Origin of the sequence: Pseudomonas sp. C8002, assembly GCF_013385765.1 — a bacterium.
Lineage (GTDB): Bacteria > Pseudomonadota > Gammaproteobacteria > Pseudomonadales > Pseudomonadaceae > Aquipseudomonas.
In genome coordinates this window covers 1-16980 of record NZ_JACAPJ010000023.1, presented here as the reverse complement: position 1 = coordinate 16980, position 16980 = coordinate 1, and the positions used below count along the sequence as shown (strand labels likewise).

13 protein-coding genes and 1 pseudogene are annotated in these 16980 nt (G+C 54.0%); 7 read left to right on the top strand and 7 right to left on the bottom strand.

The annotated features are described in order from the left end of the window. Positions 1–145: 145 nt before the first annotated feature. Together HX814_RS24435 and HX814_RS24430 are read right to left on the bottom strand one after the other, a co-directional pair. The gene (locus HX814_RS24435; RefSeq protein WP_003211127.1) at positions 146–1276 is read right to left on the bottom strand and encodes a catalase family protein; all 1131 of its coding nucleotides are present in this window, start codon (positions 1274–1276) and stop codon (positions 146–148) included. Between the two features lie 31 nt (positions 1277–1307). Then, on the bottom strand, positions 1308–3119 hold the full coding sequence (locus HX814_RS24430) for a di-heme-cytochrome C peroxidase (protein WP_177010100.1): 1812 nt from the start codon (positions 3117–3119) through the stop codon (positions 1308–1310). Positions 3120–3365: 246 nt separating this feature from the next. On the opposite strand from HX814_RS24430, the gene HX814_RS24425 reads away from it, so the two are divergent. The 5 genes from HX814_RS24425 to HX814_RS24405 all read left to right on the top strand — a co-directional run bounded on the left by HX814_RS24425 (position 3366) and on the right by HX814_RS24405 (position 6215). After that, a complete protein-coding gene (locus HX814_RS24425) occupies positions 3366–4106 on the top strand; it encodes an FKBP-type peptidyl-prolyl cis-trans isomerase (RefSeq protein ID WP_008430383.1) in 741 nt (246 codons plus the stop codon). A gap of 463 nt (positions 4107–4569) precedes the next feature. Then, positions 4570–5025 carry a YkvA family protein gene (locus tag HX814_RS24420; RefSeq protein ID WP_003211120.1) on the top strand — a complete coding sequence of 152 codons (456 nt, stop codon included), beginning with the start codon at positions 4570–4572 and terminating at the stop codon, positions 5023–5025. Positions 5026–5122: 97 nt separating this feature from the next. Then, positions 5123–5461, top strand: a complete 339-nt coding sequence (locus HX814_RS24415) for a helix-turn-helix transcriptional regulator (RefSeq protein WP_003211117.1) — start codon at positions 5123–5125, stop codon at positions 5459–5461. After that, a complete protein-coding gene (locus HX814_RS24410) occupies positions 5458–5829 on the top strand; it encodes a hypothetical protein (RefSeq protein WP_003211116.1) in 372 nt (123 codons plus the stop codon). The genes HX814_RS24415 and HX814_RS24410 overlap by 4 nt, the downstream gene beginning before the upstream one ends. Further along, entirely contained in the window at positions 5829–6215 is a 387-nt protein-coding gene (locus HX814_RS24405) for a sel1 repeat family protein (protein ID WP_087694979.1), read from the top strand. Before HX814_RS24410 ends, HX814_RS24405 begins: the two co-directional genes overlap by 1 nt. 1 nt (position 6216) lies before the next feature. Here the strand turns inward: HX814_RS24405 and HX814_RS24400 are convergent. Further along, positions 6217–6669 (bottom strand): annotated as a pseudogene (locus tag HX814_RS24400) (diguanylate cyclase domain-containing protein); the annotation flags it as partial. A 94-nt stretch (positions 6670–6763) separates the two neighbouring features. On the opposite strand from HX814_RS24400, the gene HX814_RS24395 reads away from it, so the two are divergent. Further along, complete coding sequence (locus HX814_RS24395) at positions 6764–7591, top strand: hypothetical protein (protein ID WP_177010101.1); 828 nt, start codon at positions 6764–6766, stop codon at positions 7589–7591. A 70-nt stretch (positions 7592–7661) separates the two neighbouring features. Here HX814_RS24395 and HX814_RS24390 read toward each other — a convergent pair whose 3' ends face one another. From HX814_RS24390 to HX814_RS24375, 4 genes are all read right to left on the bottom strand, one after another. Further along, complete coding sequence (locus HX814_RS24390; protein ID WP_177010102.1) at positions 7662–10811, bottom strand: DEAD/DEAH box helicase; 3150 nt, start codon at positions 10809–10811, stop codon at positions 7662–7664. Further along, the gene (locus HX814_RS24385; protein ID WP_177010103.1) at positions 10801–11616 is read right to left on the bottom strand and encodes a Hachiman antiphage defense system protein HamA; all 816 of its coding nucleotides are present in this window, start codon (positions 11614–11616) and stop codon (positions 10801–10803) included. The genes HX814_RS24390 and HX814_RS24385 overlap by 11 nt, the downstream gene beginning before the upstream one ends. A gap of 283 nt (positions 11617–11899) precedes the next feature. Next, entirely contained in the window at positions 11900–13399 is a 1500-nt protein-coding gene (locus tag HX814_RS24380; RefSeq protein WP_305729057.1) for a GGDEF domain-containing protein, read from the bottom strand. A 112-nt stretch (positions 13400–13511) separates the two neighbouring features. Further along, positions 13512–15593, bottom strand: a complete 2082-nt coding sequence (locus HX814_RS24375) for a carboxy terminal-processing peptidase (protein WP_023659269.1) — start codon at positions 15591–15593, stop codon at positions 13512–13514. 138 nt (positions 15594–15731) lie between these two features. Between HX814_RS24375 and HX814_RS24370 the strand changes: the two genes are divergently transcribed. Beyond that, positions 15732–16694 carry a zinc-binding dehydrogenase gene (locus HX814_RS24370; protein ID WP_177015434.1) on the top strand — a complete coding sequence of 321 codons (963 nt, stop codon included), beginning with the start codon at positions 15732–15734 and terminating at the stop codon, positions 16692–16694. Positions 16695–16980 lie beyond the last annotated feature (286 nt).

The following is a 16980-nucleotide window of genomic DNA, read 5'->3' as shown; positions in this document are numbered from 1 at the left end:
GGGCACACCGAGCCTAGGCGAGGTGCCGAGTGGTGGGGCAAGAGCGTTTTGCTTACTTTTGCGCTTTTCAAAAGTGAGCCGCTGTAAGAGCGGAACCGATATAAGCCACCACCCAAATAACGGATATGTCCCCAACACCGCGGAGCTACAAATTCCGGCTATGCCGATAATCACTGACCGCCTCATACACCGCCTTACGCAACCGATTAATCCCCCCAATCGGCCGATGCGCCTCCACCCCAAACCACGGATTAAACGACTGATTATCACAAGCCAGATTCAACGCCGGCGTATCAAAATCCTGCGCCGGAATCACCACCTTGGCCACCGTCTCAAACGGCGCATCACTCTCTTTCCATTCAATGCTGGTGTCCTCGATCGGCATGAACTTCTGCGGATTCTGCCGCTGAATCTGCAACACAAAACACGCCGCCACCCGGTCCGTCGACAGTTGCTGATTCAACGCACTGCGCAAAAAGTTCGGCAGGTCCTGATTCTGTTTGGGCAGCACATACGCAGGACACCCCTGGGGATCCGGCGCCACCCGAAACTTCGCATTCGCCGCCCCAAACTTATACGGCGACACCGAGAAATACGTCGTCTGCGTAGGACTCACCGGCGGCGGCGCCAACGTCGCCAGCGCGATAAACAAATGCCGCACCTGCCAACTGCGCGGATCCACCCCGGGGAAAAACGCCATGACTTTCTTGCCATCGGCCTGAGCCGAAATGTTCTGCGCATACTCCGCCACATCACTGACGAAAAAATTCGGATGGCTGAACATCACAAAGTCCTGCTCACCCCGCGCCTGCTGATCCGCCAGCAGCTGTTTGCCTGGCACGTCCAGCAACTTGATCGCCATCCCCCGGGCATCCCGGATGCTGTCGAACTGCGGATACGCATTGCCGTTGGACAGTCGCATCATCGCTTGCCAAGTCTTGCCCGGCTCGGCGAACACGCCCTGGCGCAGGGCCGGGTCGAGGTCCGCCAGTACGCTGACCTCGGCCTTCACGCAGCCATGGGCCTTGGCATGCGCATCCCGCAGGTAACGCGTGCCTTCGCGATGTTGATCGACGATGCGCACGGCGGTCTGGATGATGCCCTGGGTCATGGCCGCTTCACCCGGCGGGATCTGTTCATCCGGCGATACCGGGCCGCTGTGCTGCCAGGCAAACCACAGGGTGGACAGCAACCAGCCCAGCAGGCCCAGGCCCACCAGCCACAACAGGGTCTTGCCGAGAAACGCGCCGAGGCGCAGCCAAAGTCGAGCGAGCATTTAAAAATCCTTTTCTGCGAAGTCGGTTGGGTCAGGGCAGTTGCTGTTCCAGCGGGCCGCCCAGCACTTTCAAATATTCCAGCAGCGCCCAGCGTTCCTGGGGCAGCAAGCCTCGGCCAATCACCCCGTTGCCACGCTGCCCGGCACGGAATTCGTGGCCGCTGTTGTGGTTGCCGGTGATGCGCGTATCGAACAGGAACGCGTTGGGGAACGCGGCGGTTTGATAGCCCAGGTGGCGCGGGTCGTATTCGAAGGTGCCTTTATAGAAGGTCGGGCTGCGCTCGTCCTGAGGCGAGAGCAATTGGTAGATCGTCGGCACCGAGCCGTTGTGCAGGAACGGCGGTGTCGCCCACACCCCGGCCAGGGGTCGTGCCTTGTAGGCACGCAATTCGCGTACGCCGATCGGCAGGCCGAAGCCGTCCAGGCGCGGGCGTTCGGCAGGTGTCACACCGGCGGCACGGTAGGCGTGGTTTTCGACAAAGGCGGTGATGTAGGCCAGGCCTTTGGCTGAAGAGAGGCTGCGCAGGTCCAGCGGCTCGGTGGGCGTGGGGTGCAGTTCGACGTTCATTTTCGCCAACTCCGCCGGGTCCCATTGCAGGGCGCTGAGGTCGAAGCGGTGGTCAGCGATATTGTTGGCAGTAGCGGGGTCGGTGCCGATCACCTCCACCGGGAGCATTTTCAATTGTCGCACCGGGCGGCCATCGACCTGGGACACCGCTGGCACGTGGCAGCCGACGCAGTTTTCCGCGAACAGTGCGCGACCCTGGGCGGCCAGCGGTTTGTCGATGGCGCCGAACAGGTCTTCGGGCCAGGTGGGTGGCTTGAGCCGTTGCAGGGTTTCTTCGATGGTATTCAGGTCGCGAACCCGCACGCTGGAGGCGTAGCGCGCATCGCCCTGGAGCGGCTGGCCGGCGTTGTCGAAGAAGTCCAGGGTGGCGCCGACGCCCAGGGCTTCGCCGATATTGCGGGCCATGGGTTGTTGGGCCGAGCCGTTCCATTGCACCCAGTCGAAGGTCCAGATGTCCCACAGTTGCGGGTAGTCCACCGGGGCGTTGGCGATGCGGTAGTTGTCGGGGGAAATGGCGTCGCCGAAGCTGGCGTTGGCGATACGGCCAAAGGCGTCGGTGCGGCCCGGGCCTTCTTCGGTGGGGTAGAGGCCACGGTGGGTGTCGTTCCAGGCAACTTTGAGGAAGTTGTTCAGGGACTTCTTGAAGTCCTGGCGCAGTTGCGCTGCGGTCTGGTCGTTGTAGTCATGGCCCAGCACGGTGCGGGCAAAGCGCTCGAATTTCCACGGGTTGTAGTAGGTCGAGGCCAGGCTGGCGACCAGTGCCTGGCCGAAGCTGCCGCCGCGCAGGGTCGGCACGCTGGACGGCAGCACATGTTGCGCCGGGCCACCGTCGATCCGCAGGCCCTGGCCTTTGAAGTTCAACTGGCCGGTGTGGCAGGCGGCGCAGGTGATGTCGAGGAACTCATCATTGCTGCCGGCATTTTTATGCCGGGCGAAACCCACCGGCAGGTTGCCGGGGTTCTGCGCGGTGGGCACTTGCCTGGGGTCTACCAGAAAACCAAAGCGCGCCAGGTACTCGGGCGTGGCGAAACGCTGCTCGGAGAACGGCAGTTCCAAGGCGGTAAACCAGGCATAACGCAGGCCCTTGACCTGGGTGCCCTGGGGCGTGAAGTAATAGGTCTGGCGATCTGCGGCGCTCCATTGGTCCTGGTAATGCACCTGTTCCATCGGCACGTAAACCGGCAGCTTCGGGTTGACCACGTAATAGAGCACCACCGCCAGGACCAGGCCCAGCAGTATGAAAATCATCAGCAAAACACGGGAAAAAATGCGCAAGATAACTATCCTTGTCGAGTTGTAGCGTTCTTATGCCATCAGGCCAGCAGTGCGGCAAGTGGCCATGAGTCTCGTTCCAGCGCTGCTGCCGTCCGTTGCAGGGCCCTGGATTGAATGAAAATGCTTTTAAACACGTGAACTTATCAGAAGTTTCCTGCTCACATGCCGGTAGCCATTGGTCGTGGCCGCCTGATAAGCTCGCGACTTTACTCGAATGCCCTTTTGGCACACGAACAAGGAAATAGCATGAAACAGCATCGGTTGGCGGCGGCGGTGGCCCTGGTTAGCCTGGTACTTGCGGGTTGTGATTCGCAAACCAGCGTAGAGCTGAAAACCCCGGCGCAAAAAGCTTCCTACGGTATCGGCCTGAACATGGGCAAAAGCCTTGCCCAGGAAGGCATGGATGACCTGGACTCCAAAGCGGTAGCCCAAGGCATCGAAGATGCCGTCGGCAAGAAAGAACAGAAGCTGAAAGACGACGAGTTGGTCGAGGCGTTCGCCGCACTGCAGAAGCGTGCTGAAGAACGTATGACCAAGATGAGTGAAGAGTCGGCAACCGCCGGCAAGAAATTCCTCGAAGAAAACGCCAAGAAAGACGGCGTTGTCACCACCGCTTCCGGTCTGCAATACAAGATCGTGAAGAAAGCCGACGGTGCCCAGCCAAAGCCTACCGACGTAGTGACTGTTCACTACACCGGCAAGCTCACCAACGGCACCACCTTTGACAGCTCCGTGGATCGCGGCAGCCCGATTGACCTGCCGGTCAGCGGCGTGATTCCGGGTTGGGTCGAAGGCCTGCAACTGATGCACGTTGGCGAGAAGGTCGAGTTGTACATCCCGTCCGACCTGGCCTACGGTGCCCAGAGCCCGAGCCCGGCGATTCCAGCCAACTCCGTGCTGGTATTCGACCTGGAACTGCTGGCCATCAAGGACCCGTCCAAGGCAGACGCTCCTGACGCACCGGCGGCTCCTGCTGCCAAGAAGTAATCAGCGCCTGAACACACAACGCCCCGTCTCGACGGGGCGTTGTTGTTTCTGGCCTGTGCGATCGTTCCCACGCTCTGCGATCGTCCCCACGCTCTGCGTGGGAATGCATCCCGTGACGCTCTGCGTCACCATTGCGCATAGCTCAAGCCTAGCGCTAACAGCAAGCGCGGAGCGCCACAGGCGGCATCCCCACGCAGAGCGTGGGAACGATCAGTTGAATCCACGGCAAATTCAACCGAACCCATGCGGGCTAGAGCAGTCTGATAAAAGACCCGAGTACGGGTAGACGCAGATTATCTCCAAGTCAATGAATTCTTGGGTTTTTTTTATGTGCGCAAAAAACGCCCGATCTGACTGTAGGCCTTGTATTACGTGGCTTTCAGCCTGGAAAATAGGCTCTGTTCACAAGGTTATCCACAATTTGTGTGGATAACCTTTTCTGTCGCCTGGAACTGGAGTGACGATGAAAGCCCCGTTTAATTTCACCCGCTTCCTGCCCATGGCTGCTCGCCTGCTTGGCCGTGGGCGCTTGCCGACGTTGCTGTTCGCGGTCGCCGCCAAAGGCTCGAGCCAGGGCAACCGGCTGGGCAAGCTCAAGGACGACCTCAAGCTGCTCCAGGCCTTGTGCCTGGCCTACTGGCGCGGCGAGTACCGGGCCATCAGCCCCAAGGCGCTGATTTCGGTAGTGGCAGGGTTGATGTACTTCCTGAGCCCGATTGATGCGATCCCGGACTTTATCCCGGTGTTCGGCATGCTCGACGACATTGCTGTGCTGGCGTGGGTCATGAAGACCCTCGACGGCGAACTGAGCGCCTTTCGCGCCTGGCGCGAGCGTCAGCTCCCCGAGAAACTTGCGGTGGTTGAGCGCCTTCCTGCGACGCCTCAGCTGCTTACGCAAGAACACCTGAAAAAAAACTGAACCTTGGGAATATCCCCCTGCGCTCTTTGTGGCTGTTAGGATTACACTCCTAAGGAAAGTACTTACGAAGTAAGTGTTGTGATCCTACGGGGCAGTCATGGATATTCAGATAATTACAAAGGATGGCGAGCCCGAATATGCGGTTCTGCCATGGGCTCAGTATCAGGCGCTGTTAAAAGCTGCCGGTCAGCAACAGCCAACGCCTCCCGCTTCGACCATTAGCCAAGCCACTGCCGAACCGGATCTGCGCCCCCTGGAGCAGCTGCGAAGCCTGCGCGAGGCCAAGGGCCTGGCCATCGAGGTTCTGGCGCGCACAGTGGGCATCAGCCCGTCTTACCTGGGCCTGATCGAAAGCGGTGAACGCCAGCCGGACGCTGCCATCCGCCGCAGCCTGGCCTGGGAACTTGGCGTTGCAGGTTGGAGGGACGAAACGTGAGCGTACGCATCAGCCGTCAACATTGGGATGGGTTACTCAACGAGCTGGACCAGGCGCGCCGACAGCGCCACCTCTTGACCTACCGCGCCTTGCTGGAGCGCCTGCAATTTCCCACGCCGGCCATGCAGACCCTGACGGCTGCGCTGGAGCACCTGGCGGCGCTGGATGCCAAGGCCGACCAACCACTGCGCAGTTCCCTGGTGATCAGCCAGGGCGCCAGTCGCCTGCCACGTACCGGTTTCTTTGAATGTGTGGAGCGTCTCGGGCGCTTCTGCGGGCCGTCCGATGGCGTGGCCGCGGCGTCGTGGCACGCATCCGAAGTGGTTCGAGTATTTGAATACGATTATCCCGAGTCAGCGGAGGCGTAGTGTTCTGGAAGCTCAAGGCGTATGCCAGTTACTGGCTGGCGCGCAAGTTGTTTCATTGGTCCTGGTTCGTGCGACAGCCGCGTGGCTGGCAGTGGCTTGAAGGCCAGTTCGCGCGCATGGCCAATCTGGGCGACGTAGGAGCACAGAGTTTCTACGGACATATCCTGACGTTTCGTGGCAAGGGCCTCGGCGCCCGTGAAGAAGGCGTGCGACTGTTGCGGCTGGCGGCCCTGGCCGGCGATGGCAAGGCGGCCTACCAGGTTGGGGTGTTGAGCCTTGCGGGCAGCCTTGGCAAGGCGCCTGATCCTCTGGAAGCGGCACGCTGGTGGAAAATCGCCGCCCGAGCCGGGCACCCGTTGGCGCAGATGCGCCTGGAGCAACTCTGATCTAGAGCGGCTGCGGTTCTGCCTGGCCCAACTCCAGGCTGTCAATCACATGAATGCTGTAGCCCGCCACGTTCTTCGCGTGGTGCTTGGCTTGCGAGGCCAGTTCCGCCAACTGGCTGGCATCGAGTTGTCCACAGGCCTGTGGATACAAATGCACCACGCCGATGGACAGCGACAGCAGCGCAAACTCCTGGCGCACGCCCTGGCGGTTCAGTGCAACGAAACAGCCCGCGTCCAGATGCTCGCTGCGATAGAAGCGCCGGCACTGGGTGTGGAAGTCGTCCAGCAGCTGGTTCAGCCGCTTGCGCCAATCCTGCGGCCCCAGCACCAGCAAAAAGTCATCACCGCCGATATGCCCGACGAAGTCGCGGCTGGGGTCTACCCGGTCGTTCAGGCATTGCGCCAGGCACAGCAGCACTTCATCGCCCCGGCCATAGCCGTAGATATCGTTGAAGGATGCTGTTTTGTGAAAAAATAGCTTGTGACCTTAGGTCTCTATGACGCTGCTCAAGATAATGCGGCAATGAAAATTTGGATGGAACTGAAAATTGAATAGTACGCAGGATTGCAATCTCAAACTGACTCGCCTTCAGTGTTTCGCCAAGTGGCTTCTGGATAAAAACTCTGTATTTTGCTCAACAGCATCTAGGAGCCAAAAACTATATGCTTTTGGTTACTCTATCGCACTTAGTGTGATTGTAATGCGGCTTGCCGGGTTTGGTAGTGGTCTTAACATTTTGTATTTTATAATGCTGATGTTGGGGCTCGGAGTTACTTCTGATCTTATCATGGTTTATAAGAGAATTTGGGAGGCTACTTTAGGGAAGGCGTTTTTGCTAATAGCCTACTTCCTGCTTTCTAATATCGCCCTTGGACTGTCGGAGAATGCTATAAATATAGTGACGAAGGCAGACTTCATATCAGTTGTATATACGAAGGCGATACTCACGGTGATAATGATTCCATTGTTCGCGTGGGGTATTTCAGTTTTTTTAATGACTATGAGTTTTGTGTTTCTTCCGATAATTTTTATGTTTTTGGTAATGGGTAAGGATTTGGCTCAAAATCCATGCTTTAGTTTTGTCGGAAGTATCTTTAGCAATTATCTTGCTAAGACAACTTTGGCTGCTCGTTTCATTGCATTTTTATTGCTTTTTGGGTTTGTAAAGGCTGAGGGGCAGGAGTGGGCTCGCGGCTATGATAATTTTTTGGATAAACAATTGCCGTTTTCATTGTTCTTGTTAGAGGGTAAGAAATTTACAGGCTGTACGTTGGATGAGAAGGAACGAGGTATAAAGGGAGAGGATGGGCGTTATTTAATTATAAAGGAAGGTGTGGAGGGGTATTCATTTAGGACTGAGTATTGTAAAAAATAAAGTAGTGATACTGGCGTCAGGCACTAAAGTGCCTGACACTATTTACTCATTAGGTGATGTATTGGGCAAGTCAGCTGGAAAGAGTCCTTTTTATAAAATCTTGATAGTATGATGGGAAGTCGCTCACGCAGTTGGTTAAAGCTTTTCCAGAGTTTTTAATTCGAATGCTAATTGAATCATTGGACTGGACCAGAACGCTCGATAAAACCTGAGCAATGTGACGATCCGAGATTCCCATTTCGTATAATAAAATCGCGTCAATAGAGGGTAAGCCGTATCGAAGTTTTTTCTGTAATGTCGATAAATTATCTAATAGTTGTTGATCGATTTCTGGTTTTATGAGTTTTAATAGTTCGATTATAGAGCCTATTAGTAAGGTTCCATCATACGCAATTCCAGATTCGCAAGCGTCAATGACGTGCTCATTTGTAATGTCACGTCTCTGAGTTCCCCAAATCAACTTCGAGTTTGCTTTTTCTAAATGAATCCTTAATGCGTAGTATGGAATCCCTTTTATCCATTCGGACACTAATGACCTTAAGTCGTCGCGAGACTCAATTTTATGGATTCCTTTGCTGTTCGATTGAGAGTAAATAAACGGCCATAGTACGTCTAATGCGTCGGACTCGCTAGTGCACTGTTCGAGTGCTACAATATTAAATGTTGTCCATTCTTTTATTTCTTGAGCTTGTGTTAGACCGAAGAGTGTTCTTCCAAATGCACGTCTTTCAACTTCTAAAGGGCAATTGTTTTCGATGTTTTTCGCAATAATGTCAAATATAGACAGAATGGTTTCTTTGTCGTCTTCGCTGCTCAGGTTGTAGGCCAATGTTTGCTGAGCTAAATGTACAGCACCGTTTTCGCCAAAGACTTCTTTTGTATCATCCCAGTGGGCCAGTAAGTATCCCTCTATCGAGGCTATGATATTCGCTTTCTGTTCGGCTTGGTCGAGGACGCTTTCAATAGTAAATTTTAAATCGGGCCTTAATTTAGCGGCTTCTGCTAATTGTTCTAGGAAGACTTTTGGAGAGTTAAGATAGTTTTTCAAATAATCTATGGGGCTGATGGTGAAGTGATGCTTTCCATCTACGCTTCTAATAGGCTCTAATATGTTCAAAATGCTGCTGGTGCAAGGTTCTGAATTTTCAAAGTTAAGGATTTTTTTGAACTCAGACCATTTCCAGCGTCCCTTGTCAGAGGATTTCATATCAAAAATATCAGGGTCGGCAAAAATTATGCTGCCTTCTGTATACATCCCTGAACGACCAGCCCTACCGATTAAATTATGAAAATCTCTTACTTTAATCGGTTTTCCAGCTTGATAAATGCTCGTTATGAGCAGATACCTTATCGGCAGATTCACTCCTTGTGCGAGTGTAGAAGTGCAAATAATAAATTTTATCAGGCTTTTCTGCATCGCATATTCTATTGCGACTCTCAAACCTTGTGGTGTGTTACTACTGTGGGAGTAAATGCCTAAACTCGAGCACTTCGTCGTTTCGCTCTCTATGCCCAAATGAATTGTGTGCAGGTTTAGTAAGTTTTTGACTTCGGCCTCATCTGAATATTCGCTTGGTTTGGGGATAGATAGGTTTCTCGAGTAAATATCCACTGCCACTTTAGCAATGGTTGAGACGGCTGCTTTTACACCGCAAAATATAGCCACGCTGCCATTAGATGCCAATTTTAAACCTAGGAACATCGCAATACTTTTCCCATCTGCTTTGTCAGGAAAAAATCTATCGGTTCTCTCCCTCGGTTTGCGTGAAAGCTTATATTTTTCTATCACTCGTGGGACGAAAAAAGTTTTTTCATCAGTGTTGTTTTGTTCTACGAACTCAAGCCTGCCTAGTGAATCTTTCCAACTTGCAAACGCTACTGTTCTGTAAGTTGAAAGTATGTCTGTACCGTTGATGTTTATTCCGTCTTCGCCATTGAGCCAACTGCCTATAGCTTGTGAGTTATTAATGACTGCTGATATAAGTATAGTCTGAGCTTCTTTTGGTATCAAAGATTTCAGAGAGGAAAGTAAAAGCTCATAAGTAACGCCTCTAGGGCCGCTGTCGAATTGATGACCCTCATCATAGATTACAACTCCAATACTTTCTGCTAGTTCTGGAGATTGACGCAGTATATACATCAATTTTTCGGGCGTAAGGACTAATATGCTGTCCGTTTCTAATGAGTTAAAATCAAGGTCTAGAAAACCATCTAGATCAAATTCAGCAAAGTCCATTTGCGGTACGTCGGAGACGCCATCAATGCTGACTGCCTCGCCGTCGAAGCTTCTTGAGAGTTCACTTCTTATTTCTTGGCAAAGGGCTTTGAATGGGGCTACAACAACTACCAGATTTGCTCTCGCCGATAGAAATGCACTACGGATAATAAGTTCGATTGACTTGGTTTTTCCTGCACTTGTAGGCATTTGAATGATTGCTGATGACTCTTTAAGTATCCCTTTCTCCCCTAGTAGGCGTTGGGATGGCCAGAGTTCTTTTATTGAGCCATCCTTTTTAAGATAGCTCATCCAGATTTCTTTTGCTAAGCCGGAGTAACGAGGGAGTAAGCTCCAAGAGGAATTTTTTAGTCTAAAATTAGTGATTGCACAAATTACGTCTGCAAATAGTAGCTCTCTATCTGAACCTATGTCATAAGCTTTAGCTTTAAGCTTGGACAGTTCGGTTTCGATTTTAGAGAGGCCTTCTCCGGTACTGTAGTAGGTCAGGATTGAGTAGGACAGTGCGATAATATTAGATTTGTATTTTTCTCTCGCGTCCGTAAAATATATGGAAAAATCGCCTACTAGCAGCCAGTGCAATAGATCTTCTAAGTGAGATGCGTCTAGATATGGGCATGTTGGAGGCAGTTCTTTAATAAGAACAGATGAACTACCGGGTAGGTCGCATAAATAATATGATGCAGATGCAAGTAAAATTAAATAGGGGTCTATTTCTTCGTCAAGCTTGGATTGAAGGTATGAGTCAAAGAATTGTGCCGAAAACTGAAGATCCGTTTTTAATTCGGTCAGCTTTTCTGCAGCTGTATCTGTCGAGTTGATTGCTAAACAGATTTCCCCAAGTGTTGCGATGGAGAGTATTAGTAATTGAGAAGGATCACTACTTGTTTCAATGTGGTGCTCAGGCGGTATGTTGTATTCGTACATTTTGGCTTTTGAGCGAGTTACACCCAGTAAAACACGCGATGCTCTTTCAGGCTTCATCAGCTGCTCGCTTATAGAGGCTATTTACTAGGGTCATAAAGTCTTTGCTTTTTATGATTATTAGCGAAAGTGAACTCTTATTAGGATGCTCAGACGTATCTGATACAGAAGCTTCTAATGGGTCGTATATAACACTTTCGTAGAGAGCTACTGCTCCATAAATATCTTTATAAGGCCTGTCAGCTGGATTTTGGAAGCGGCCAATTTTTTGTGCATCTTGAATATTTTTCGCTTCATAGAATCGCTGCCTTATGGCATTGAGCGACTCCGCTTTTCTAAGATTATCTTTACCTGAGTGGTTTATAGCTTCCTGAAGTCTCGCATTCGCTTTTTTACCGGAAAGTTTAGCTTTGACTTCATACATTGCTAAGCAGTCGTTAGGGGAGTCTGTCTGGGACAACATTTTGAATGCTAGTACATCGGAGCCTTTAGTCGACTCGTTCCTAATTGTTTTTCTATCGTACCTTGTTCGAGGAACCCAATAGTTTGAAACGTATTCTAGGTAATCTGATACAAGTATTTCGGCAAAATCACCGGATCTGGTTCCGGGGCCGAATCCTCCTTTTTCAGTTGGAAACTTTAAGTCATCTAAGTATTCTGTTCTGCTTTTCCCAGTGGCTTCTCTTAGGAAGTCGATATCTGAATCACTACAGTACTGATTTCTAAAGTGCTTGGCCCATTCAGAGAGTATGCCATTATCCGTCGTATGTAATAGTTCGAATACTTGGACAGGGACTCCATCTTTAGTTGTTAGTGCGGCACCAGTATCTTGGAGCCAATTAAGGTAGCCCAATGGGAAGGCCATATTTATTTGGCCTTGTAATTTTTTGATGGATGCCGATGTTTATTATTGGTATGCGGCTTAAAATACAAAGGGTCTGGTATGTTTGATGTGTTTTTAAGCATGTAGTACTCCATTACTAGCCTAAGATTTTATCTAAGCTCACCCTATATTAAATTTTGTCTGATGTCGATTAGCCACTTGTATTGTTGCTTTTTGATCATGGCGAAGCGTAGAAATTTTGGAAGGCAGCTTTCAGGGGAGGGTGGTGATGTCTATATGCCTGCAAGCACTATCTCGCGGTCATCTACCTCTTTTCAGGAGAGGGATCACCATCAGTGTATGAGGTGGGAGGAAAATCTATCGTGATCCTTAATTGTGTTGACCTATCCGCGATGGCCCCTTGCTCACGGTCTTGGGTAGACGTAGGGCTAGGCACGTCGATAAATTTTAAACAGTGAAATCCCTTTAGGTCGTTGAATGGCTTGAAACTGTCGATATCGACGTAGCAGATCACAGACTCGCGTTGTTGCTGCAACAGCCGCGTCAGGCACTGCTGGATGGGGACGTTGCCCGGCAGCAAGGTCAGCGGGTTGGCATAGCGTGCCTGCTGGATTTTCAGCTCGGTAATCAGCTTGAGCACATCGATCACCCGGCCCAGCCCCAGATAATCGCCGTTGAGGGTGATGATGAAATCTTCCTCGATCCGCTGGCGTGCGCGACTGGTGAGCAGGCGGCTGACCTGCTGCAAGGACTGGCTCAGTTCCACCGCGAGAAAGTCATCACTCATCAAGCGGCTGATGGGCTTGCGGGCGAACAGATCGGTGGCGAACGGCTTGAGTAGCGCATCTGACAGCGAGTGCCGGTGCACGATGCCAATCGGGTGGCCACGCTCATCCAGCACCGCCAGGGAATTGAGGTTGGCCTGGCGCCGGAAGGCTTCCAAAACCTGCGCCGTGGCGGTGTGCTGGCCCACGGCCGGTTGTTCGTTGAGCAGGGCGCTGAGGTCGCTGCCTTCGTCGTTCAGCGCGACGTTGGCGTTGTCGGGCTTGGGCAGCATCAACCGCGCTTCCTGCGGCGGGTGTTCCTGGGGGCGGCAGAGCAGGTAGCCCTGCACTAGGTCAACGCCCATTTCCGTGAGCACCGCCAACTCTTCCGGCAACTCGATGCCTTCGGCGATGACCTGGGCCCGGGAGGCCTTGGCGATTTGCAGGATGGAGCCGACAAACTCGCGCTTGAGGGCGTCCTGGTGGATGCCGTCGATAAAGTGTCGATCGATCTTCACGTAGTCCGGGCGCAGCTCCGACCACAGCCGCAGGCTGGAATAACCGGCACCCAGGTCATCCAGGGCAATCGAAAAGCCCATGGCGCGGTAGTGGTGCAGCGCGGTTTGCAGCAGTTGAAAATCGTCGGTCGGGGTTTGCTCGGTCAGTTCGATCACCACCTGGCTGGGCGGGATGCCGAAGTCGCTGAGCAGTTGCAGGGTACGGCCGGGCTGGTGGGCGGTCTCCAGCAGGGATTCGGGTGAGACGTTGAGAAATAGCTTGCCCGGCAGTTTCTGCTCGCTGAACCGCCGGCAGGCACTTTCCCGGCAGACCATCTCCAGCTCACTGAGACGCCCGGCGTGACGGGCCACGGAGAACAGTGCGACAGGGGAGTGCAACGGGCTGTTGGACGGGCCGCGACTGAGGGCTTCATAACCGATGACGCGTCGTTCAGACAGGGAAATGATGGGTTGGAACAGGCTGTGCAAACTGCCTTGAGCCAGGATTGAGCCCAATGCATTCAGCTGTTCGGTCATGGTCATGATTTTCTCGGGTCGAAAAAAAAGGACCTGCTTTGGCAGGTCCTTCATTTCACGACAGAATGATGTCTATTTGATGACACTCCGAGGAGCGTTCACATTAAATCGCCATCATTTACTGCTTGGCCACCGTCTTGCTGATTTTCAAGTAGTCCAGCAGGATGCGCCCGGTCTCGCTCAGGTAGGCATCATCTTCCGGCTTGGTTTTATCAGGCTCGGCGGCGATCGCGTCTTCGTCTTCTTTCTTCAGTTCCTTGAGCGGGGCTTCGCCTTTGGCCTTGCGGCGGGCGTTCTCCAGCACCAGTTGCTGATTCTCGATGTCGGTGTGCTGCGCACGACGGTCGGCTTCGTTCAGGCTGACGGTTTTCTCTTCCATCAACTTCTTGGCCAGGGCCAGTTTGTCGCGGATGAAGATGAACTCGGCATCCTTGGCGGAGCGGGCTTCGTGATCAGCTTTCAACTCTGCGATGTACGGTTTGAACGGGTCTACCGCAGGCTTGATCGCAGGACGGATAGTGTCCCACGGCATCGCCTCGGGCAGGGCGCTCTCGCCGATTTCCTTGGTGTCGATGATCGACGGGAAATCGACGTCCGGCAGTACGCCCTGATGCTGGGTGCTCTGCCCGGAAACCCGGTAGAACTTGGCCAGGGTCAGTTTCAGCTCGCCATGGTTCAGCGGCTGGATGGTCTGCACGGTGCCTTTGCCGAAGGTCTGGCCGCCGATGATCAGCGCACGGTGGTAGTCCTGCATCGCGCCGGCAAAAATCTCCGAGGCGGATGCCGAGAGGCGGTTGACCAGCAACGCCATCGGCCCTTTGTAGAAGGCACCCGGGTTCTCGTCTTCCAGCACGTCGACACGGCCGTCAGCGTTACGCACCAGCACGGTCGGACCCTTGTCGATAAACAGGCTGGTCAGCTCGGTGGCTTCCTGCAGGGAACCTCCGCCGTTGTTGCGCAGGTCGATGACCACGCCGTCGACTTTTTCCTTCTGCAATTCTGTGAGGATTTTCTTAACGTCGCGGGTGGTGCTCTTGTAGTCCGGATCACCGGCGCGGAACGCTTTGAAGTCCAGGTAGAACGCCGGGATCACCACCACGCCGAGCTTGTAGTCCTTGCCATCCTGCTTGAGGTTGAGGACTTGCTTCTGGACGGCCTGGTCTTCGAGTTTCACCGCTTCACGGGTGATGGACACGATCTTGCTGGTCTGGTCGTTCGGTGCGTTGGTGTGCGGAATCACTTCCAGGCGCACCACGCTGCCTTTCGGCCCGCGGATCAGCTTGACCACTTCATCCAGGCGCCAGCCGACCACGTCGACCATCTCTTTGTCGGCCTGGGCCACACCGATGATCTTGTCGGCCGGGGCAACCTGCTTGGTCTTGTCGGCCGGACCTGCCGGCACCAGACGCACGATCTTCACCTGGTCGTTATCGCTTTGCAGGACGGCACCGATGCCTTCCAGCGACAGACTCATGTTGATATCGAAATTTTCCGCGTTATCTGGCGACAGATAATTGGTGTGCGGGTCGTAGGACATTGCGAAGGTGTTGATGTAGGCCTGGAAGATATCTTCGGCACGGGTCTGATCCAGACGTGCCAGCTGATTCTTGTAGCGCTTGGTCAACAGTTCCTGGATGGCCTTCGGCTCTTTGCCGGCGATCTTCAAGCGCAGGACTTCATCCTTGACGCGCTTGCGCCACAGGTCGTCCAGCTCGGCTTCGGTGGTCAGCCAAGGAGCGTCCTTGCGGTCAACCAGCAAGGTCTCTTTCTTGGTGAAGTCGAACTTGTCGACACCTTTGTCCAGCTCACCAATGGCGAAGTCCAGACGCGCTTTGACGCGGTCCAGGTAGCGCTTGTAGATGGTGAAGCCGGGCTGCAGGTCACCGCTTTTGAGGAAGTCGTCGAACTGCGTCTTCCACTTGTCGAACTCGGTGATGTCGCTGGCCAGGAAATAGCTGCGCGAGGGATCCAACAGCTTGAGGTAGCTGTCGTAAATGATCACCGAACGAGCGTCGTCCAACGGCGGCTTGCTGTAATGGTGGCGCTTGAGCAACTCGACGACGTTAAGGCTGGCAATCACCTCATCGCGATCAGGCTGAAGGTTGTCCCAGCTGTTGGCTGCGAACGTATTGCTCGACAGCGGCAAAAGGCCGATACCGATAAAAAGAGCGAGGGCGGTGCTGGGGAACAAATGCTTCATGCTGATTCGACGCGGGGGCAATTGATAACGCATATTAGGCCGTCTTTGAAGTCGCCGGTTCCATATGGGCCGGTCGCATAATGCAAAAAGCCCGACGCTACAGCAACGGGCTCAGTCCAGACTCACTATGGAGGCACTGTGAAAGCATTGCAAGGCGTTGAAGGTCATGTGGAGTGGCAAGAAGAGCCAAGTCCTACATGCGATGTAGGCCAAGTACGCATTCGCGTGGCGGCTGCGGGCCTGAATCGCGCCGATTTATTACAGCGTTCGGGGCTTTATCCGCCACCTCCCGGTGCCAGCCAGGTGCTGGGCCTGGAGTGTTCCGGGGTGATCAGCGAAGTCGGCGCCGGTTCGTCGTGGCAAGTGGGGGATCGGGTTTGCGCCTTGCTGGCTGGCGGCGGGATGGCTGAAGAAGTGGTGGTGGATGCGCGGCATGTGCTGCCGGTGCCGGAGGGTGTGTCCCTGGTGGAAGCGGCCGGGTTGCCCGAGGTGTACAGCACCGCGTGGCTGAATCTGTTCCAGTTGGCGGGCCTCAAGCCCGGTGAGAAGGTGTTGTTGCATGCCGGCGCCAGTGGGGTGGGCTCGGCGGCGATTCAGTTGTGCAAGGCGTTTGGCAGCCCGTGTTGGGTCAGCGTGGGGTCGGCGGATCGCCTTGCGTACTGTGAAGCGCTGGGGGCTCAGGGGGGTGTGGTACGTACTGACGGCATCGAGGGCTTGAGGGATTTTGGACCGTTCGATGTGATTCTTGACCCGGTGGGGGGGAATTACGCGGCGCTGAATCTCAAGCTGGTGGCGCGTGATGGGCGCTGGGTGTTGATTGGGTTGATGGGGGGGCGTGAGGCGCAGATCGATCTGGCGCAGGTGTTGGCCAAGCGTGTGCAGGTGTTGGGGTCGACGTTGCGCGGTCGGGATGATCAGTTCAAGGCTGACTTGTTCAGTGACTTGAGCCAGCATGTTTGGCCGTTGTTTGCCGAGGGGCGCTTGAGTCCGCAACTGGCCAGGACGTTTCCGATCAAGGATGCCGAGGCTGCGTTTGCGGAGCTGGCGACTAATCGGATTTCCGGGAAGCTGGTGTTGGTGATTGACGAGAGTCTGACCTGATTTCAGATGCGACATTTGTGTTGGGGGGGAGTTGGGCTGGGTGTATATCCGTTATTTTCGTAACGGCGACTATTGGTTCCGCTCTTACAGCGGCTCACTTTTGAAGAGCGCAAAAGTAAGCAAAACGCTCTTGCCCCACCACTCGGCACCTCGCCCAGGCTCGGTGTGCCCTCACTCCGGCTTTGGACCGTGGGCCGCCGTCATGGGCCATCCCTGGCCCAGGACGGCTAACCCGGCGTCCTGCCGGGTTACCCACGCTCCAAAGCCTGCGTTCGGCCAGCGTGGT